Source organism: Ornithinimicrobium flavum, from assembly GCF_004526345.1.
In the GTDB taxonomy this organism is placed as follows: domain Bacteria; phylum Actinomycetota; class Actinomycetes; order Actinomycetales; family Dermatophilaceae; genus Ornithinicoccus; species Ornithinicoccus flavus.
Genome location: NZ_CP038213.1, coordinates 2,402,088 through 2,420,797, shown reverse-complemented (window position 1 = coordinate 2,420,797; position 18,710 = coordinate 2,402,088). Strand labels below are relative to the sequence as shown.

The window sequence follows — 18,710 nt, the reverse complement described above, 5'->3', positions numbered from 1 at the left end:
CTACCCCGCCCCGGGGGACCCTGGGTCCTGCGTCACCGTGTCCTCGTCCACCCAGTCGAAGGTCCGGGTGACGGCCTTGCGCCAGCTGCGGAAGAGTCGCTCCCGCTCCTCCTCGTCCATCCGGGGGGTCCAGCGCCGGTCCTCCTCCCAGGCGTCCACCACAGCCTGCGGCCCGTCCCAGAAGCCGACCGCGATCCCGGCGGCGAAGGCCGCACCGAGGGCGGTGGTCTCGGTCACCACCGGCCGGACGACGTCCACCCCCAGGATGTCGGCCTGGAACTGCATGAGGGTCTCGTTCCCCACCATTCCCCCGTCCACGCGCAGCTCGGTGAGGTCCACCTCGGAGTCGGCGTCCATCGCCTCGGCTACCTCCCGGGTCTGGTAGGCCACCGCCTCCAGGGCGGCACGGGCCAGGTGGTGCCGGGTGACGAAGCTGGTGAGGCCGACGACGGCGCCGCGGGCGTCGTCCTTCCAGTAGGGGGCGAACAGGCCCGAGAACGCCGGCACGACGTAGCACCCGCCGTTGTCGTCCACCTCGCGGGCCAGGTCCTCGACCTGCGCGGCCTCGGAGATGAGCCCCAGGTTGTCACGGAGCCACTGCACGAGGGAGCCGGCCACGGCGATCGAGCCCTCCAGGGCGTAGACCGGCTCCTGGCCGCCCAGCTGGTAGCACACGGTGGTGAGCAGCCCGTGCTCGCTGCGGACGATCCGGGAGCCGGTGTTGAGGAGCATGAAGCACCCGGTGCCGTAGGTGTTCTTGCTCATCCCCGGCTCCAGGCAGGCCTGGCCGAAGGTCGCGGCGTGCTGGTCCCCGAGGATCCCGGCGATGGGCACGCCGAGCTTGCTGCTGCGGCCGTACTCCTCCGAGCAGGACCGGATCTGCGGCAGCATGGCCGTGGGCACACCCATGGCCTCGCACACCTCCGGCGACCACTGCAGGGTCCGCAGGTCCATGAGCATCGTGCGGGAGGCGTTGGTCACGTCGGTGACGTGCACGCCGCCGTCCGGGCCGCCCGTGAGGTTCCACACCAGCCAGGAGTCGGTGGTGCCGAAGAGCAGCTCACCGGCCTCCGCCCGCTCCCTCGCCCCGTCCACGTGGTCGAGGATCCAGCGGATCTTCGGGCCGGAGAAGTAGGTCGCCAGGGGCAGCCCGCACACGTCGCGGAAACGGTCGGGGCCCACCTCGCCTCCGAGCTGCTCCACCAGCGCTGTCGTCCGGGTGTCCTGCCAGACGATGGCGGGGTGGACCGGCTCCCCGGTCTCCCGGTCCCAGACGACGGTGGTCTCACGCTGGTTGGTGATGCCGATGGCGGCGAGGTCCTCCCCGGTGAGGTTGGCCTTGCCGAGGGCCAGACCGATGACCTCCCGGGTGTTGTCCCAGATCTGGACCGGGTCGTGCTCCACCCAGCCGGCCCGGGGGAAGATCTGCCGGTGCTCCTTCTGGCCCACCGAGACCACCCGGCCGTCGTGGTCGAAGACGATGGCCCGGGTGCTGGTCGTGCCCTGGTCGATGGCCAGCACGTGGCCGGCGAACCGGGTCACCGCCCGGTCCTCGCGTGCCCCACGGCGGTGGGCGAGCCCGGCCCGACCTCCCGCTCGAAGGCCGCCAGCGCCGCCGCGTCGTCCGGGGCCTGCGCCGCGGCGCGCACCCCTCGCGCCCAGGCGCCGTAGCGCTCCACCTCGGCCTCCATCCGCTCCATACCCCACCCGAGCCACTGCTCGGCGATCTCGGCGATCTCCGGGACGGCCGCCTCACCCTGGTCCGGCACCTCGTAGACCAGGCGGGTCCGGCGCATCATGATGTCCTCCAGGTGCAGCACCCCCTCGCTGATGCACGCGTAGGCGACCTCCGCCCGCAGGTAGGCCGGGGCGTGCTCCAGCGGCTCGGCCAGGGAGGAGTCCTCGGCGATGAGGTCCAGCAGCTCCTCGATGAGCGAGCCGTAGCGGTGCAGGAGGTGGTCGGTCTGCTGCTCGGTCCAGCCGAACTCGCGCCGCAGCGCGGGCATCCGCCGCCGCATCGCCGCCTCGCCGACGGCCCCGACCAGCGGGATCTCCGCCGTGATGCTCCCGAGGGCCTCGGCGTCGGCGCCCAGGGCGAAGTCGACGGCGTCGCGCGCCATGACCCGGTAGGTCGTGAGCTTGCCGCCCCCGACCACCGTCAGGCCCGGCACCGGGCTGGCCACGGTGTGCTCGCGGCTGACCTTCGCCGAGTCGGTCCCCTCCTTGGTGCCGGGCTGCAGCAGCGGTCGCAGCCCGGCATACCAGCCGACCACGTCCTCGCGGGTGAGCTCGGCGCCCAGCGCCTCGTTGGCGTGGCTCAGGACGTAGTCGATGTCGGCGGAGGTCGCCAGGGGGTGGCCCCGGTCGAGCGTCCACGGGGTGTCGGTGGTGCCGATGATCCAGTAGCGGGACCAGGGGATGAAGAACAGGACCGACCGCTCGGTCTGGAGGAAGAGCCCGCTGCTGCCGTAGATCTTCTCCCGCGGCACCACGAGGTGGATGCCCTTGGACGCCAGGACGGTCAGGCCGCCGTCGGTGTCGGCCAGGGTGGAGACGTCACCGGTCCACACCCCGGTGCAGGTGATGACGTGGCGCGCGCGGCACTCCAGCTCCCGGCCGGTCTCGAGGTCCAGCAGCCGGGCGCCCACCGCACGCCCGGACGCGTCCTTGACGATGCTGGTGACGCGGGTGCGGGAGGCGGGGTGGGCCCCGTAGGTGTGGGCCGTGCGCACCAGGGTGGTGACCAGGCGGGCGTCGTCCACCGTCGCGTCCCAGTACTTCACCGCGCCGATCGCCTCGTCGTAGTCGAGGTCGGGGAACTCCGACTGCAGGCCGTGGCGGGTGCGGTGCTGGTGGATCGGGAGCGCGCGGCGGCCCGGCATCGCGTTGGCCAGCAGGTCGTAGAGGGTGACCCCGGCGCCGTAGTACGCGCGCTGCCAGAGGCGGTGCTCCAGCGGGATGAGGAAGGGCATGGGCTTGACGAGGTGCGGGGCGAGGGTGCGCAGCAGCAGGCCCCGCTCGGTCAACGCCTCGTGCACCAGCTTGAAGTCGAGCATCTGCAGGTAGCGCAGGCCGCCGTGGACCAGCTTGGTCGACCACTGCGAGGTGCCCGACCCCCAGTCGCCGGCCTCCACGAGCACCGTCGTCAGGCCGCGGGTGGCGGCGTCGAGGGCCACGCCGGCTCCGGTGACGCCGCCCCCGACGACCAGCACGTCCAGGGGCTCCCCGCCGTCCCGACCGCTGTCGGCCAGCACCCGCAGGGCCTCGTCCCGGCTCCGGCCGGTCAGTGCGCGTGGTTGCATCTGCGTCCTCTTTCGCCTGCTCGCTCGCTCCTGCGCACCATCCTGCGTTATGGACCGGGGTGGCGCAGGGGCGGGGTCGTCCCTGCGCGCACCGGGCCCGTGTCGCGGTCGCGGGGCCGGTGCGGCAGGCTGGGGTCATGTTGCGCACGTTGTCCCCGGTGCGGGCCTACGGCCTGCAGGACGTCCCGCGCGCGCTGGAGGTGTGCGCCCAGGACCCGGTGACGAACGTCTTCGTGGCGGCGCGGATCCGGGAGTCGGGGCTGGTGGGGACCCGCGGTCCGCTGTTCGGCTACGAGGCGGGGGACGAGGCCGCGCTGTGCTGGTGCTCGGCCAACGTGGTGCCGGTCGAGGCCGGGCCCCGTGCGATCGCCGCGCTGGCGGCCAAGGTTGTGCGTCGCAGGGCGAGCGCGAGCTCGGTCTTCGGTCCGGCCGACCAGGTGCTCGACCTGTGGGGCCGCCTGGAGCGGCACTGGGGTCCGCCGCGCGAGGTGCGTCGCAACCAGCTGGTCATGACGATGCAGACCCGTCCCTCCGTCCTGGGGCTACCGGTCGACCCGGACGTGCGCCCTGCCGACGGACGAGCTGGACATCCTCGTCCCGGCGGCGGCGGCCATGTTCACCGAGGAGATCGGCTACCCGCCGTACCGCGGCAGCGGCGCCGGCTACCGGGGCGGCGTGGCCCAGCTCATCGAGCAGGGGCACTCGCTGGTCCGGGTCGAGGAGGGGCAGGTCGTCTTCAAGGCTGACCTGGGGTCGGTCGCCCTCGGTGTCGCGCAGGTGCAGGGAGTCTGGGTCCACCCCGACTGGCGGGGCCGGGGCCTGGCGGCACCGGCGATGGCCGCCGTCGTCGAGCACACCATCGCGCACGTGGCCCCGGTCGTGACCCTCTACGTCAACGACTTCAACGAGCGGGCGGTCGCCACCTACCGCCGCGCCGGGTTCGTCCGCACCGGCACCTTCGCCACCGTCCTGCTCTGACCGCGGGCCGGCTCAGGCCGCGAGCCGGGCGTGCAGGAAGGCCCAGGCGAGGGCGTGCCAGGTCGCCCACTGCTCGGGGGTGCTGGCCCCGCCGTGACCACCCTCGGTGTTCTCCCAGTAGGTCACGTCCCGGCCGTGCTCGGCCAGGAGCGCGGCCATCTTGCGGGCGTGGGCGGGGTGCACGCGGTCGTCGCGGGTGGAGGTGGCCAGGTAGACCGCCGGCGTGGGACGGGCGACGTCGAAGCGCTGGTAGGGCGAGAACGTCTGCAGCCACCGCCACTGCTCGGGGTCCTCGGGGTCACCGTACTCCGCCGTCCAGGACGCACCGGCCAGGAGCAGGTGGTAGCGCCGCATGTCCAGCAGCGGCACCTGGCAGACCACCGCGCCGAAGTCCTCGGGGTAGCCGGTGATCATGTTGCCGACGAGCAGCCCGCCGTTGGACCGGCCGGTGCAGCCGAGACGCTCCACGGACGTGACCCGGCGTGCGACGAGGTCGCGAGCCACGGCCACGAAGTCCTCGTAGGCGCGGTGCCGGTCCTGCCGCAGAGCGGCCTGGTGCCAGCGCGGGCCGAACTCGCCCCCGCCCCGGATCCCGGCGACGACGTGGACGTGCCCGTCGGCCAGCCAGGAACGCCCCACGATCGGGTCGTAGGCGGGGGTGAGCGCCTGCTCGAACCCGCCGTAGCCGTGCAGGACCGTCGGGGTGGTGCCGTCCAGGGGCAGGTCGGCGGGGCCCACCTGCCAGTACGGCACGCGGGTGCCGTCGGCGGAGGTCGCCCACTCCTGCGACACCGCCAGGCCACCGGAGTCGAACCGCTCCGGCGCCGCCCTGAGCCGCTCGAGGCGGGCCGACCCGTCGGGGCCGACGTGCGCGACCGAGAGGGTCATCGGGTCCAGGAAACCCGTCGTGACCAGCCACAGGTCGTCGCTGGCGTCGTCGTCCACCGCGCTCACGCTGACCGTGCGCAGGCCGACGTCGAGCCGGTCGGTGAGGTCGGTGCTGGTCCACCCGTCCCCCTCCGGGACGTGCAGGTGGACGGTGTGCCGGACGTCGACCAGCTCGGTCGTCACCAGGTGGTGCCGGGTCCAGGTCAGGTCCACCAGCGCCGAGCGGTCGTCGGGGGTGAACAGGGCCGTCCAGGGGGCACGTGCCGCGTCGGTGGCCACGGCGTCCAGGGGTGCCACGAGCAGGCTGCCCGCGGGAAAGCTCGCAGCCGGGCGGTCGGGGTCGGGCGTCCAGGTGTGGCGCAGCCGGACGGCCGCGTGGTCGCCGTGCACCGAGGCCTCACCCGTCTCGGGCAGGTCGAGCGGGAGCACACCGGCGTCGGTGACGAGCAGGGTCTGCTCACGGTAGAAGGCCAGGGCCCGGTGCAGGACCGTGCGGCCGGTGACCTGGTCGTGCTGCACGAAGAGCCCCAGGTCCTCCTCCGGGACGGTGTGCACGACGGTGGCCTCCTGCAGCGACGTGCCGCGGCGCCAGAGGCGGGCCGTCCGTGGGTATCCCGACCGGGTCGCCCCGGTCGGGTCGTCGGCGGTGGTGAGGAAGACGTGGTCCCGGTCGCGCCAGACCAGGCGTCCCTTCGCCTCGGGCTTGGCGAAGCCCTCCGGAGCGGGGACCCAGCCGCCCGTGGTCAGGTCCAGCTCGCGGGTGGTGCCCGCGTCGGCGCCGCCGCGCGACAGGTGGACCAGGACGCGGTCCAGCGTGGGTCGCAGCAGGCTGGCGCCCTGCCAGACCCAGGGCACACCCTCCTCCTCGGCGAGGGCGTCGACGTCGACGAGCACCTCCCACCGCGGCTCGTCGGTGCGGTAGGAGTCCCAGGTGGTGCGGCGCCATACCCCGCGCGGGTGCTCGGCGTCGGTCCAGAAGCCGTAGAGGTGCTCCCCCACCTGCTGCACGAGCGGGATCCGGTCGGGTGCCTCGAGGGCCTCCCGGATGCCGGCGTGGAGCGAGGCGTAGCGAGGGTGGGCGGTCAGCACCGCCTCCGCCGCCCGGCTGCGCTCGCCCACCCACGACAGCGCCTCGGGCGACTCCACCTCCTCCAGCCACAGGTGCGGGTCGGGCGAGGCGCCGTCGGTCGGCGTGCTGGGCGTGCTGGAGGTGCTCGACGTGTTCACCGCCCCACCTCATCACAGTCGGGCAACGGTCCGGGTCCCACCCTTGGGCTCGGCCCGCCACGGATGTAGGCTGCCCGCGTTGTGTGTGCATCCGTCCTCACGCATAAACATTCACCGTTCATGACCAGGAGCCCCCCCGGTGTCACCGTTGCGTCGCCGCGTCCCCACGTGGTCCGAGCTGCGCCCGCTGGTGAGGGTCGAGCCGCCGACGCTGGCCCGCAACGCCGCAGCCCTTCGACGCGCCCAGACGATCGAGGACCTGCGCGTGCTCGCCCGTCGCCGCACCCCGCGGGCGGTCTTCGACTACGTGGACGGTGCCGCGGAGGGCGAGCTGTCGCTGGCCCGCTCCCGCCGCGCCTTCGCCGACGTGGAGTTCCGCCCGCGTGTGCTGCGCGACGTCCGCGACGTCCACCCGGGCGTCGAGCTGCTGGGGGTGACGAGCCCGGTCCCGCTCGTGCTCGCGCCGACCGGTTTCACCCGGATGATGCACACCCAGGGGGAGTGGGCGGTCGCCCGGGCCGCCGCCGCGGCGGGCGTGCCCTACACGCTGTCGACCATGGGGACGGTCTCGGTCGAGGACCTCGCGGCCGACGTGCCGGACGTCCAGCGCTGGTTCCAGCTCTACCTCTGGCAGGACCGGGAGGCCTCCGCCGCGCTGATCCGTCGGGCGGCCGCGGCGGGCTACGGGACCCTGGTCCTGACGGTCGACACCGCCGTCGCCGGGCAGCGCCTACGCGATGTCCGCAACGGGCTGACCATCCCTCCGGCGCTCACCGCCCGCACGCTCGGGGGTATGGCGCTGCATCCCCGGTGGTGGGCCGATCTGCTGACCAGCCAGCCCATCGAGTTCGCCTCGCTGCGCTCCTCCGGCGGCACCGTGGCCGACCTGGTGGACCGCATGTTCGACCCCGGCGTGACCACCGACGACCTGGCCTGGCTCCGGCAGGAGTGGCCGGGCCGGATCGTCGTCAAGGGGGTCCAGCACCCTCAGGACGCCGCCGAGCTGGTCGCGCTGGGGATGGACGGCCTCGTGCTGTCCAACCACGGCGGGCGCCAGCTCGACCGGGCCGTCGCCCCGCTCGACCTGCTGCCGGAGGTGCGCGACGCCGTCGGTCCCGACGTGCCGCTGCTCCTCGACGGCGGCGTCCTCCACGGCGGCGACATCGTGGCGGCGGGGGCGCGCGGCGCCGACGCCGTCATGGTCGGCCGCGCCTACCTCTACGGCCTGATGGCCGGCGGGGAGGCCGGCGTCGCCCGCTCCCTGGAGATCCTCATCTCTCAGGTGCACCGCACCCTGCGCCTGCTGGGGGTCTCACGCCTGGAGGAGCTGGGGCCCGACCACGTGCCACCGGCACGCCATACCCGGGACGTCCTCGATGCCGAGCCGTTCGCGGCCCCCTGACCACCGGCAGCGACGCCAGCACCACACCCTCATCCACGACCCGTGCCCGACAACCCGAGAAGGAACACCATGAAGACGACCATGAAGACCCTCGCCCTGACGGGGACCCTGGCCCTCGTCCTCACCGCCTGCGGCGAGGGTGGCGGCGACGGTGGCGCCGAAGACGGCGCCGGCGAGCTGGCCGGCTCCGGCAGCGGTGACTCCTGCGTCATCGAGGCGCCGGTGCCTGTGGGCGCGGCGCTGTCGCTGACGGGTGCCGCCGCCTCCTACGGCGAGTCCCAGAAGAAGGGCCTGGAGCTGGCCGCCGAGAAGCTCAAAGAGAAGGAGGGCGTCACCTACGAGCTGACGATCGAGGACGACGGCACCGACCCCCGCCAGGGCATCACCGTCTTCGAGCAGTTCGCCGAGGACAAGAGCGTCATCCTGGGCCCGACGCTCTCCAACGGCGCCTTCCAGGCCCAGCCGATCGCGCAGGAGGCCGGCGTGCCGGTCGTGGCGATCTCCAACACCGCCGCCGGCATCACCGAGCAAGGTGACTACATCTTCCGCGTCTCCCTCACCGAGGCGCAGGTCATCCCGCAGACGGTCGAGGTGGCCAAGGAGGAGTACGGCCTGGAGAAGGTCGTCGTGATGTACTCCAACGACGACGCCTTCACCGAGTCCGGCTACGACGTCTTCGCCTCCGCGCTCGAGGAGCAGGGCGTCGAGGTTCTCGACACGCTCACCTTCTCCAAGGCCGACACGGACTTCCGCGCCCTGCTGACCGAGGCCAAGGGCGCCCAGCCCGACGCCATCGTGGTCTCGGGCCTCATCGAGGCCGCGATCCCGCTGGTCACCCAGGCCCGCGAGCTCGGCATCGAGGTGCCCATCATCGGCGGCAACGGCTTCAACAACCCCAAGCTGATGTCGGACGCCGGCGAGGCCGCCGAGGGCGTCGTCGTGGGCGCCGCCTGGAACTCCGCCTCCGAGGGCGAACTCAACACCGCCTTCCTGGCCGACTTCGAGGAGAAGTTCGGCTCCAAGCCCGACCAGTTCGCCGCCCAGGCCTACACCGGCCTGACCGTGATCGACGCGGCCGTCCGCGCCGGCTGCTCCGGCGAGCGCGAGGCCATCAAGGAGAACCTGTCCGGGGTGCAGGACCTGGAGACCGTCCTGGGCACCCTGTCGATCAACGCCGACCGTGACTCCGAGCACCCCGCCGTCGTGCAGGTGATCGAGGGCGGCGCCTTCACGCCGCTCAACTGAGCCGATGCAGCAGCTGCTGAACGGGCTCTTCCTCGGGTCCATCTACGCGCTCTTCGCGATCGGGTTCACCCTCGTCTTCGGCATCCTCGACCGGCTCAACCTGGCCCACCCGGCGGTCTTCGCGGCCGCGGCGTTCGTCGGGATCGAGCTGGTCGCGGTCGGCGGCCTGTCCATCTGGGTGGCGCTGCCGCTCGTCGCCGTCTTCGGTGCCGTCCTGGGCCTGGTGATCGAGCGGGTGGCCTTCCGCCCGCTCAAGGGCAGACCCGACGCGCACTTCGCGGGGCTGATCGGGTCCATCGGGCTGGGTGGCATGTTCATCGCGCTGCTGCTGTGGCGCTACGGCCCGGACACCCGGCGGTTCCCCGTCGACGCCTTCCCGAGCACGACCTTCGAGGTGGCCGGGGCGCGCGTGACGCTGCTGCAGGTCGCGATCCTGGTGATCTCGGTCCTGCTCATGCTGGGCCTGACCTGGCTGGTCGCCCGGAGCCGGCTTGGCCGCGCCATGCGCGCGGTGGCGGAGAACCCCAGGGCCGCCACGGTCCTGGGGCTCGACGTCGACCGGGTGACGGCCACGACCTTCGCGCTGTCCTCCGCGCTCGGCGCGGTGGCCGGGGCGCTGTTCGCGATGAACGTCAACTCCGCCCAGCTGGGCATGGGCTCGGCCATCGAGCTCAAGGGTCTGGCGGTCATCATCGTCGGAGGTATGGGGTCGCTCCCGGGCGCGCTCGTGGGCGGGCTGATCCTCGGCCTGGCGGAGGTGTTCGCGGTGCAGTACCTGGCCTCCAGCTGGCGTGACGTGGTCGCGTTCGGGCTGCTGTTCCTGCTGCTCGTCGTGCGGCCGCAGGGGCTGTTCGGCAGCAAGCGCGTGCGGGAGGTGTGATGGGCGAGTCCGTCCTCGTCTTCATCGCGATCAACGCGATCTTCGCCTACTCCTTCTACGCCGTCCTCGTCGCCGGCCAGCTCAGCCTGGGCCAGGCGGGGTTCGCGGCGCTGGGCGGCTTCACGGCGGCGGCGCAGGCGCCCTCGCCCGCGGATGTCGGCGACCTGCCGGCCCTGCTGGTGGCGATCGTGGTCGGCATGGTCGTCGGGGCGCTCGCCGCGGTCCTGCTCGGGCTGCCCACGATGCACCTGCGTGGCGTCTTCCTGGCCATCGCCACGCTCGGCTTCGCCGAGGCCGTGCGCATCCTGCTCATCAACGCCGAGTGGACCGGCGGCGCCAACGGCATGTCGGTGCCCAAGGTCGTCACCCCGCTCATGGCCTGGGTCCTGCTCGCCCTGGTGGCGTACTGGTTCTGGCGGCAGGGGCCGAGCAGCTACGGCCGGGCGCTGGCCGCCATCCGCGAGGACGAGCTGGCCGCCCGCGCCATGGGCATCGACGTCGGCCGGCACCGGCTGTCGGCGTTCGTCACCGCCGGTGCGGTGGCCGGCCTCTACGGAGTGCTGTGGGCCTACTACGTGCGGCTGCTGGCCCCCGAGGACTTCTCCTTCACCACCGCCATCGACGGCCTCGTTATGGCCGTGGTGGGCGGATCCACGGTGTGGCTCGGCCCGCTGCTGGGCGGGGCCTTCATGACCTCCGTCCCGGAGATCCTGCGCGCCGTCGGCGTCGAGGCGGGATGGATCCGGCCCTTCATCGCCAGCGCGCTGCTGCTCGTGGTCATCATCTTCCTGCCCGGGGGCCTGGCCTCCCTCCTACCCCGCAGACGGGTCCGCGTGCCCGCGGGTGGCCACGACGTCGACGGCGACGACGGCGCCGCCCTGCTCCGCGCGTCCGGGCGGGCGATGCCGGCCGCAGGCGAGACGGTCGTGCGGGTCAGCGGCGGCAACAAGGACTACGGCGGCGTGCACGCGGTGCGCGACGTCGACCTGACGGTCGCCTCCGGAGAGGTGGTCGGCCTCATCGGCCCCAACGGTGCGGGCAAGACCACCCTGGTCAACATGGTCAGCGGCCTCGTGCCGCCGTCCTCAGGGACCTTCGAGGTCCTCGGCACGACGCCGGGCCGGACGGCGGTCCACAAGGTCGCGCAGGCCGGCGTGAGCCGCACCTTCCAGCACTCCAAGCTCTTCCCCCGCCTCTCGGCGCTGGAGAACGTGCTGGTGGGTGCGCACGTGGTCAGCCGGCCCACCTTCTTGCGGCGGCTGCTGTGGCTGCCCGGCGCCCGCCGGGACGAGGCGCTGGTGGCCGCCCACGCCGCCCGCTGCCTGGAGCGCGTGGGGCTAGGCGACCGTTCCGGCGAGGACGCGGGGTCGCTGTCCTACGGCGACCAGCGGCGCCTCGAGATCGCCCGCGCCCTGGCGGCCGAGCCCTCGCTGCTCATCCTCGACGAGCCGGCGGCCGGCATGAACCACGTGGAGGCGGACGCGCTCTCGGCGCTCATCGCCTCCCTGGCGGCCGAGGGCCTGACCATCCTGCTGATCGAGCACAACGTCGGCATGGTCATGAAGACCTGTGACCGGATCGTCGTGCTCAACTTCGGCGAGGTGATCGCCAGCGGGACGCCGGAGGAGATCATCGACGACCCGGCGGTCGTCGAGGCCTACCTCGGTGGCGACGACGCGACGCCCCCGGGGCACGAGACGGAGGAGGCGCGATGAGCGAGGACATCCTGCAGGTCGAGGACCTGACGGTCTCCTACGGCCGCGTCCACGCCGTGCGCGGGGTCAGCTTCACCGTCCCCCGGGGTGGGCTGGTCACCCTGGTCGGGGCCAACGGGGCGGGCAAGAGCTCGATCATCAACGCCGTGAGCGGGGTGGTGCGCCCCTCCGAGGGCCGCATCACCTTCGACGGCGCCGACGTCACCCGGTCGGCCGCGCACTCCCTCGTGCGCCGGGGGCTCGTGCAGGTGCCGGAGGGCCGCCAGATCCTGGCGTCCATGACGATCGAGGAGAACCTCCAGCTCGGGGCGTGGCACACCTCCGGGGCCCGCACCCAGGAGGTCTACGACCGGTTCCCGGTCCTGGCGCAGCGGCGTCGGCTGCCCGCCGGCAGCCTGTCCGGCGGCGAGCAGCAGATGCTCGCGATCGGGCGCGCCATCGTCGCCGAGCCGGCGCTCATGCTGCTGGACGAGCCGTCGATGGGACTGGCGCCCAAGGTGGTGGACGAGGTCTTCCGCGTCATCGAGGACATCCGAGCCGGGGGCACCAGCGTGCTTCTCGTGGAGCAGAACGCCCGCCGCGCGCTGCGCGCCGCCGACCACGGCTACGTGCTGGCCAGCGGCGAGGTGGCCCAGTCCGGCCCGGCGGCCGAGCTGCTCGCCGACGAGGGCATCGTCGCGGCCTACCTGGGCCTCGAGCGCGACTGACGACGCCCGTGTCGGGTCGGTCGGGCCGGGCGGTCCGACCGACCCGTCAGTCGGGGGCGGTCGGGCCTGCCCCGCGCAGCGAGACGACGATCCCGGTCATCACCAGCGCGCACCCGAGGAGCATCCGTGCGCTCACCACCTCGTCCAGCAGCAGCCACCCCCCGAGCGCGCCGAAGACCGCCTCCAGGCTGAGCAGCAGCGCGGCGTGCGAGGGCTTCGCGTGCCGCTGGGCGACCACCTGCAGGGTGTAGGCGACGCCGACGCTCAGCAGGCCCGCGTAGAGCACGGCCCCGGCCGCGGGACCGAGCCCGGAGAAGGGCCGGTCCTCCACGACCAGAGCGACACCGGCCGACAGCAGTGCGCACGCCGCGAACTGCACGGCCGAGAGACGCAGCGCGTCCACCGTGCGCACGAAGTGGTCGATGACGAGGATGTGCACGGCCCAGAAGACCGCGCCGACCAGCACGAGCAGGTCGCCGGTGGCGATCGTCAGCTCGTCGGTCATGCTCAGCAGGTAGAGCCCCGGCACCGCCAGGCCCAGCCCCACCCACACGGCACGCGCCGCGCGGTGGCCGACCGCCAGGCCGAGGACCGGCACGAGCACGATGTAGAGGCCGGTGATGAAGGCGGCCTTGCCCGCGGTGGTCGTCTCCAGGCCGAGCTGCTGCAGCCCGGCCGCCGAGAACAGCACGGCGCCGGCGGCCAACCCCGGCAGCAGCGAGGACCGGCTGCGTCCGGGGGAGGGGGGCGTCTCGTCGTAGACCTCGCCGGCCGGTGGTTCCGGCACCACGAGCGGGGAGCGCCGGCCCTGCCGTGCGAACCACCAGACGAGCGGCAGCAGGGACACCGCACCCAGGGCGAAGCGTGCGGCGTTGTAGCTCATCGCCCCCATGTGGTCGGCCCCCAGGCGCTGGGCCACGAACCCCAGCCCCCAGATCGCCGCGGTGAGGACCAGCAGCAGGTTGGCGCGGGTGCGCAGCGCGGCCCCCTCCTCCGCGGACGGGGTGTGCCGCACCGCGGGGTCGGGCGTCACACGTCCTCCTGCGCGGGCAGGTCGCGCTGCACGTAGGGCGGCGGCGCCACGGCATACCCCCGGAGCAGCCAGCGGACCGCGGGGGCGAACCGCTCGGCCCAGGCCGTCTCGAAGTGGTAGGCCTGCGAGTCGAAGACGTAGCGCAGCGGCACCCCCGCCTCGCGCAGGCGGGCGGCCAGCCGCTCGGCGGCGACGACGTAGTGACGCCGGACGTCCTCGTCCAGGTGGTGCTCCCGGCCCCCGACGTCGAGGTAGACCCGGCCCAGGGGCCGACCCTCCACCAGGACCTGCTCGACGTCCGCCAGGCCCCGCTCGCCGACGGTGGTGTCCGGCCACCACCAGGCAGGGGAGAAGACTCCGGCGCCGCCGAAGACGTCCGGCCGGCTGCTCCACAGGTAGGCGCTGACCACGCCGCCGAGCGAGCTGCCGGCCGTGAGGGTGTGCTCGGGCTCCGGGCGGGTGCGCAGCGCGGCGTCGACCGCCGGCTTGAGGTGGTCGGCGAGGAAGGTCGCGTAGCGGTCCGCCCGGCCACCGCCGACGCCGGGGAGGTGGTGGGGCGTGTACTCCTCCCCCCGCTCGGTCGGGTGGCACGGCACCGCCACCACGACGGCGGGTATGCCGTCGCGCGCCAGCGCGCTCATGGCGCGGTCGACGTCCCACGTCACCCCGCCGGTGGCCCGCTCGGGCAGGAACAGGTTGTGCCCGTCGTGCAGGTAGAGCACCGGGTAGCGGTCGTCGCCGTCGTCGTAGCCCGGCGGCAGCCAGACGTAGACCTCCGCCCGACGGTCCAGGCCCGGCAGCTCGACGTCCCGCCACGACCGCAGGTCGCCGTCCACCGCGTCGTGCCGCAGGGGGCGCAGGTCGTCAGCGGAGAGCGTCATGGCGCGACAGCCTACGGTCGCCGCGCGGGCGGTCCTGCGCCGGAGGGGTAGGGTCGCAGACGTGAGCCGACACGCGTGGGTGGACGTGTCCGCGGGCGTCGCCGGGGACATGCTGCTCGGCGCCCTGTTGGACGCGGGGGCCGACCTCGAGGCGGTGCGGAGGGCGGTCGCGGCGGTGCTGCCGGACGAGGTCGAGATCCGCACGACGCGGGTGACGCGGGCCGGGCTGGCCGCCCTCCACGTGGTCGTGGACCACGCCGCGCCGTCGCCGGCACGGGCGTGGGACGAGCTGCGGGCCCTCCTGTCGGAGGCCGACCTCGACGAGCGCGTGCGGGCCGACGCGCTGGGCACCTTCGGGCTGCTGGCGCGGGCCGAGGCCGGTGCGCACGGCATACCGGTGGAGGCGGTGCACTTCCACGAGGTCGGCGCCTGGGACTCCGTGGCCGACGTCGTCGGGGTGTGCGCGGCGCTGGCCGACCTGGGCGTCGACCGCCTCACCTGCGGACCGGTCGGACTGGGCTCGGGGACCGTGCGCACCGAGCACGGCACGCTGCCCGTGCCCGTGCCCGCGGTGCTGGGGCTCCTGACCGGCAGCGCTCTCGTGCCGGGCACCGACGGCACGCTGGTGGGGGAGTGCGCCACACCGACCGGGGTCGCGCTCCTGGCGGCCCTGGGGGAGGGACATGCTCCCGGCCCCGGCGGCCGCGTGCTCGCGACCGGGACCGGCGCCGGCACCAGGGACGTCGAGGGTCGCGCCAACGTCACCCGCGTCGTGCTCCACGAGGGCTCACCCCACCCCCACGAGCAGACCCTCGTCGAGATCAGCGCCACCGTGGACGACCTCGACCCCCGCGTCTGGCCGGTCGTCGTGGAGGAGCTGCTCCTCGGCGGGGCGCTGGACGTCTGGACGGCCCCGGTGCTGATGAAGAAGGGACGCCACGGCACCGTCGTCACGGCGCTGGCCCAGCCGGATGACCGCGGCACGGTGGTCGACCTGCTGCTCCGGCACACGACGACGCTGGGGGTCCGCTGGCACGACGTGCGCCGAACGGCCCTGGAGCGGGGATGGCGCGAGGTGCCCGTGCTGGGGGAGCCGGTTCGCGTCAAGATCGGTGGCCGGGACGGGCGGATCCTCACGGTGACCCCGGAGCTGGAGGATTGCCGCGACCTGGCCCTGCGGCAGGGAGTGCCCCTGCGGGTGGTGCTGCGTGCCGCGGAATCCGCCGCTCAGGCCCGGGGCTGGGAGACCGGCGCCGCGATCTGAGCGGCGAGATGACCTGCGCCGTAGCCGTTGTCGATGTTCACGACGGCCACCCCGGGGGCGCAGGTGTTGAGCATCGTGAGCAGCGCGGCGACGCCGCCGAACGAGGCGCCGTAGCCCACGGACGTGGGGACGGCCACGACCGGGGCGCTCACCAGGCCGGCCACCACCGAGGGCAGGGCCCCGTCCATGCCGGCGGCCACGACGATGGCCCGGACGGCAGGATCGCGCAGCTCCTCCTGCCGGGCCAGGATCCGGTGCAGCCCCGCCACGCCCACGTCCACGACGAGCCGGGTCTCGCGCCCCAGGTGACGGGCGGTCAGCTCCGCCTCCCGGGCGACGGGCAGGTCCGAGCTGCCGGCGGCGACCACCACGACCCGGCCACCCTGCGGCGCAGGGGGTTCGGCCGGCCACACCACCATGCGTGCGACGGGGTCGTGCAGGGCGTCGGGGAGCTCGGCGAGGACGGCGGCGACCCGTTCGTCCTGCGCCCGCGTGAAGAGGACCGGGCCGGGGGTGGCGCTCTCGCGCCACAGCGCGGCGATCCGCCGCACCTGCTCGACGCTCTTGGCGTCGCACAGGACCGCCTCCGGATAACCGCGGCGCTCGGCGCGGCCCAGGTCGAGGTGGACGTCGGGGGCGTGCGGGACGTCGGGGGCGTACGGGACGTCGCGCGCGAGCTCCTCCGGCCCCCCACCGTCCCCCCGCGTCATCCGGCCCCGCCCCGGGGAGCGCCCAGCCCCAGCGCGTCGAGGGTGAAGACCCCCGAGCGCAGGCCGTCCAGGTCGACGGTGACGTGCCGGAAGCCGAGGCGATGCAGCGTCGAGGTCAGCTCCCCCCGGGCGGCCAGGACGGTGCCGAGGTGCTCGGGGGGCACCTCGATGCGGGCGAGGTCGCCGTGGTGGCGGACCCGCACGTCGGGGACCCCGAGCGCCAGGACGGCGTCCTCGGCCTGCTCCACCTGGGCCAGCTTCTCCGGGGTCACCTCGTGGTGGTGGGGGATCCGCGAGGCCAGGCAGGGGGAGGCCGGGGTGTCGGCGGTGGGCAGGCCCAGCCACGCCGCGACCTCGCGCACCGCGGCCTTGTCCAGACCGGCCTCGGCCAGCGGTCGCAGCACCCGGTGCTCGGTCGCCGCCCCCGCTCCCGGCCGGTCGGGACGCAGGGCGTCGTCGGCGTTCTCGCCGTAGGCGACCGCGTCCAACTCGTGCTCGGCCACCAGCTCGTCGGAGATGACGGAGAAGAGCTCGTCCTTGCAGAAGTAGCACCGGTCCACCCCGTTGCGGCGGTAGTCCTCCCGGTCCATCTCGTGGGTGCGGACCTCGACCAGGGTCGCGCCCAGACCCTCGGCGACGGCGCGCGCCCGCGACCGGTCGCGGGCCGCCAGGCTGGGCGAGATGCCCGTGACCGCCACCACCCCGTCCCGGCCCAGCGCGCGCAGGGCCAGGGCCAGCAGCACCGAGGAGTCCACCCCGCCCGAGTAGGCGACGCCCATCCGGGACACGCCCTGCAGACCGGCCGCGAAGGCCTGCAGCGCCCCGACGAGGTGGGCCGGTGGCGGGGGCAGCTCAGCCGACACGGGCCTCGGAGCGGTCCCCGGACCAGTCGGTGTGGAAGCTGCCCTCTTCATCGACCCGACCATACGTGTGCGCCCCGAAGTAGTCGCGCTGGCCCTGGACGAGGGCGGCGGGCAGCCGGTCCGCCCGCAGGGTGTCGTAGTAGGCCAGCGAGGCGGCGAAGCCGGGGACGGGCACCCCGGCCCGGGCCGCCACCCCGACCACCCGTCGCCAGGACTCCTGGGTCCCGGCCAGACCGTCCCTGATCCCCGGCGCCTCCAGCAGGGTGACCAGGTGGTGCGCGGCATACTCGCTGCGGATCCGCTCCAGGAGCCGGGCGCGGATGATGCACCCGGCCCGCCAGATCCGGGCCACGGACTCGATGTCGACGTCCCAGCCGTAGGTGTCGGAGGCGACGCGGATGAGGTGCAGGCCCTGGGCGTAGGCGACCACCTTGGCCGACCACAGCGACTGCCGCACGTCCTCGACGAAGCGGTCGAGACCACCCTCGAGGTCGATCGTCCGCGCAGGCCCGGCCAGCGCCCCCCGGGCGGCGGCGCGCAGCTCGGGGTGGCTCGAGGCCGAGCGGGCGAAGACCGACTCCGCGATGGCGTTCACCGGCACGCCCAGCTCGAGGGCGGCCTGGACGGTCCAGGACCCGGTGCCCTTCTGACCCGCGGCGTCGACGATCGAGTCGACCAGGGCGTCGCCGGTGCGGGCGTCCTGCTGGGCCAGCACCTCGGCGGTGACCTCGACGAGGTAGGAGTCGAGGTCGCCCTCGTTCCACCGGCGGAAGGTCTCGGACATCGCCTGCGGCTCGACCCCGGCCGCGCGCAGCAGGTCGTACGCCTCGGCGATGAACTGCATGTCGGCGTACTCGATGCCGTTGTGCACCATCTTGACGAAGTGACCGGCACCGTCCGGACCCATGTGGGCGCAGCACGGCTCGCCGTCGACGTCGGCCGCGATGCTCTCCAGGATCGGGCCGAGCGCGGCGTAGGACTCCGGCGACCCGCCCGGCATGATCGAGGGTCCCTCGAGGGCACCGACCTCGCCGCCGGAGATGCCGGCCCCCACGAAGTGCAGGCCCTCCCCGCGCAGCCGCTGCTCGCGGCGACGGGTGTCCTGGTAGTGGGCGTTGCCGCCGTCGACGACGATGTCACCCTCCTCGAGCAGGGGGACGAGGGCGTCGAGGACCGCGTCGGTGCCCGGCCCGGCCTGCACCATGACGATGATCCGCCGCGGGCGGACCAGGGAGGCCACGAAGGTCTCGAGGTCCGGCGCCGCGAGGAAGGTCCCCTCGTGCCCGTGGGCCGTCAGCACGGCCTCGGTCCGGGCGGTCGTGCGGTTGAAGACGGCGACCACGTGCCCCCGTCGGGCGAGGTTGCGGGCCAGGTTGCTGCCCATGACCGCCATGCCGACGACCCCCACGGCGGCCTCGGCAGCGACCCCGCCCGCCGCAGTCGGGCCCGGCGCCCCGCCCGAGGGGTCGAGGACGTCGGTGGCCGGGGCGGTCGCGGGCTCGGCCGCGGCCTCCTCGGGCGCGGCGGGTGGCTGCTCGGACGGACGGGGGTCTGCGGATGCGGTCATGGGAGCTCCTTCGGTGGGCGTCCCCCCATCGTCGGGGCCGACCGCGTC

General features: G+C 74.0%; 16 protein-coding genes. 8 read left to right on the top strand and 8 right to left on the bottom strand.

Going from position 1 to position 18,710, the window contains the following annotated elements:
* Nucleotides 1-1,542, bottom strand: a complete 1,542-nt coding sequence (glpK, locus tag E3Z34_RS11300; protein WP_134773675.1) for a glycerol kinase GlpK — start codon at nt 1,540-1,542, stop codon at nt 1-3.
* Complete coding sequence (locus E3Z34_RS11295; RefSeq protein WP_134773674.1) at nt 1,539-3,302, bottom strand: glycerol-3-phosphate dehydrogenase/oxidase; 1,764 nt, start codon at nt 3,300-3,302, stop codon at nt 1,539-1,541. The genes glpK and E3Z34_RS11295 overlap by 4 nt, the downstream gene beginning before the upstream one ends.
* 137 nt (nt 3,303-3,439) lie before the next feature.
* Here E3Z34_RS11295 and E3Z34_RS11290 point away from each other — a divergent pair, with 137 nt between their 5' ends.
* Nucleotides 3,440-4,048, top strand: coding sequence for a DUF4081 domain-containing protein (locus tag E3Z34_RS11290; protein WP_338043723.1), 609 nt, complete (start codon nt 3,440-3,442; stop codon nt 4,046-4,048).
* Nucleotides 3,978-4,280, top strand: coding sequence for a GNAT family N-acetyltransferase (locus tag E3Z34_RS19870; RefSeq protein ID WP_338043722.1), 303 nt, complete (start codon nt 3,978-3,980; stop codon nt 4,278-4,280). Before E3Z34_RS11290 ends, E3Z34_RS19870 begins: the two co-directional genes overlap by 71 nt.
* A gap of 12 nt (nt 4,281-4,292) precedes the next feature.
* Here the strand turns inward: E3Z34_RS19870 and E3Z34_RS11285 are convergent, their stop codons facing one another.
* Complete coding sequence (locus tag E3Z34_RS11285) at nt 4,293-6,395, bottom strand: prolyl oligopeptidase family serine peptidase (RefSeq protein WP_134773673.1); 2,103 nt, start codon at nt 6,393-6,395, stop codon at nt 4,293-4,295.
* 139 nt (nt 6,396-6,534) lie between these two features.
* Between E3Z34_RS11285 and E3Z34_RS11280 the strand changes: the two genes are divergently transcribed.
* The 5 genes from E3Z34_RS11280 (at nt 6,535) to E3Z34_RS11260 (ending at nt 12,344) form a co-directional block, all read left to right on the top strand.
* The gene (locus E3Z34_RS11280; protein ID WP_238695132.1) at nt 6,535-7,797 is read left to right on the top strand and encodes an alpha-hydroxy acid oxidase; all 1,263 of its coding nucleotides are present in this window, start codon (nt 6,535-6,537) and stop codon (nt 7,795-7,797) included.
* A 69-nt stretch (nt 7,798-7,866) separates the two neighbouring features.
* Nucleotides 7,867-9,042: an ABC transporter substrate-binding protein gene (locus E3Z34_RS11275; protein ID WP_134773672.1), complete on the top strand. Its 1,176-nt coding sequence runs from the start codon at nt 7,867-7,869 to the stop codon at nt 9,040-9,042.
* Nucleotides 9,043-9,046: 4 nt separating this feature from the next.
* A complete protein-coding gene (locus E3Z34_RS11270) occupies nt 9,047-9,922 on the top strand; it encodes a branched-chain amino acid ABC transporter permease (RefSeq protein ID WP_134773671.1) in 876 nt (291 codons plus the stop codon).
* Nucleotides 9,922-11,637 carry a branched-chain amino acid ABC transporter ATP-binding protein/permease gene (locus E3Z34_RS11265; protein ID WP_238695131.1) on the top strand — a complete coding sequence of 572 codons (1,716 nt, stop codon included), beginning with the start codon at nt 9,922-9,924 and terminating at the stop codon, nt 11,635-11,637. Before E3Z34_RS11270 ends, E3Z34_RS11265 begins: the two co-directional genes overlap by 1 nt.
* Entirely contained in the window at nt 11,634-12,344 is a 711-nt protein-coding gene (locus E3Z34_RS11260; RefSeq protein WP_134773669.1) for an ABC transporter ATP-binding protein, read from the top strand. The genes E3Z34_RS11265 and E3Z34_RS11260 overlap by 4 nt, the downstream gene beginning before the upstream one ends.
* A 46-nt stretch (nt 12,345-12,390) precedes the next feature.
* Here E3Z34_RS11260 and E3Z34_RS11255 read toward each other — a convergent pair whose 3' ends face one another.
* Together E3Z34_RS11255 and E3Z34_RS11250 are read right to left on the bottom strand one after the other, a co-directional pair.
* A complete protein-coding gene (locus E3Z34_RS11255) occupies nt 12,391-13,377 on the bottom strand; it encodes a DMT family transporter (RefSeq protein WP_238695130.1) in 987 nt (328 codons plus the stop codon).
* The gene (locus tag E3Z34_RS11250; protein ID WP_158288666.1) at nt 13,374-14,258 is read right to left on the bottom strand and encodes an alpha/beta hydrolase; all 885 of its coding nucleotides are present in this window, start codon (nt 14,256-14,258) and stop codon (nt 13,374-13,376) included. The genes E3Z34_RS11255 and E3Z34_RS11250 overlap by 4 nt, the downstream gene beginning before the upstream one ends.
* Before the next feature lie 61 nt (nt 14,259-14,319).
* Between E3Z34_RS11250 and larC the strand changes: the two genes are divergently transcribed.
* Nucleotides 14,320-15,522 carry a nickel pincer cofactor biosynthesis protein LarC gene (gene larC / locus E3Z34_RS11245; RefSeq protein ID WP_238695129.1) on the top strand — a complete coding sequence of 401 codons (1,203 nt, stop codon included), beginning with the start codon at nt 14,320-14,322 and terminating at the stop codon, nt 15,520-15,522.
* On the opposite strand, the gene larB is transcribed toward larC, so the two are convergent.
* The 3 genes from larB to gndA are packed head-to-tail and all read right to left on the bottom strand — an operon-like array spanning nt 15,486 to nt 18,662.
* A complete protein-coding gene (larB, locus tag E3Z34_RS11240) occupies nt 15,486-16,232 on the bottom strand; it encodes a nickel pincer cofactor biosynthesis protein LarB (protein WP_134773666.1) in 747 nt (248 codons plus the stop codon). The genes larC and larB overlap by 37 nt on opposite strands.
* Nucleotides 16,229-17,095 (bottom strand): ATP-dependent sacrificial sulfur transferase LarE, encoded by an 867-nt coding sequence (gene larE / locus E3Z34_RS11235; protein WP_238695128.1) that lies wholly within the window; start codon nt 17,093-17,095, stop codon nt 16,229-16,231. Before larE ends, larB begins: the two co-directional genes overlap by 4 nt.
* Entirely contained in the window at nt 17,085-18,662 is a 1,578-nt protein-coding gene (gene gndA, locus E3Z34_RS11230) for an NADP-dependent phosphogluconate dehydrogenase (protein ID WP_134773664.1), read from the bottom strand. The genes larE and gndA overlap by 11 nt, the downstream gene beginning before the upstream one ends.
* Between the last annotated feature and the right edge of the window lie 48 nt (nt 18,663-18,710).

Excerpts from the sequence above, each read along its gene's own strand:
- E3Z34_RS11295 (WP_134773674.1), bottom strand. The coding sequence starts at position 3,302 with ATGCAACCACGCGCACTGACCGGCCGGAGCCGGGACGAGGCCCTGCGG.
- E3Z34_RS11290 (WP_338043723.1), top strand. The coding sequence starts at position 3,440 with ATGTTGCGCACGTTGTCCCCGGTGCGGGCCTACGGCCTGCAGGACGTC.
- E3Z34_RS11275 (WP_134773672.1), top strand. The coding sequence starts at position 7,867 with ATGAAGACGACCATGAAGACCCTCGCCCTGACGGGGACCCTGGCCCTC.
- E3Z34_RS11270 (WP_134773671.1), top strand. The coding sequence starts at position 9,047 with ATGCAGCAGCTGCTGAACGGGCTCTTCCTCGGGTCCATCTACGCGCTC.
- E3Z34_RS11265 (WP_238695131.1), top strand. The coding sequence starts at position 9,922 with ATGGGCGAGTCCGTCCTCGTCTTCATCGCGATCAACGCGATCTTCGCC.
- E3Z34_RS11260 (WP_134773669.1), top strand. The coding sequence starts at position 11,634 with ATGAGCGAGGACATCCTGCAGGTCGAGGACCTGACGGTCTCCTACGGC.
- E3Z34_RS11250 (WP_158288666.1), bottom strand. The coding sequence starts at position 14,258 with ATGACGCTCTCCGCTGACGACCTGCGCCCCCTGCGGCACGACGCGGTG.
- larB (WP_134773666.1), bottom strand. The coding sequence starts at position 16,232 with ATGACGCGGGGGGACGGTGGGGGGCCGGAGGAGCTCGCGCGCGACGTC.
- gndA (WP_134773664.1), bottom strand. The coding sequence starts at position 18,662 with ATGACCGCATCCGCAGACCCCCGTCCGTCCGAGCAGCCACCCGCCGCG.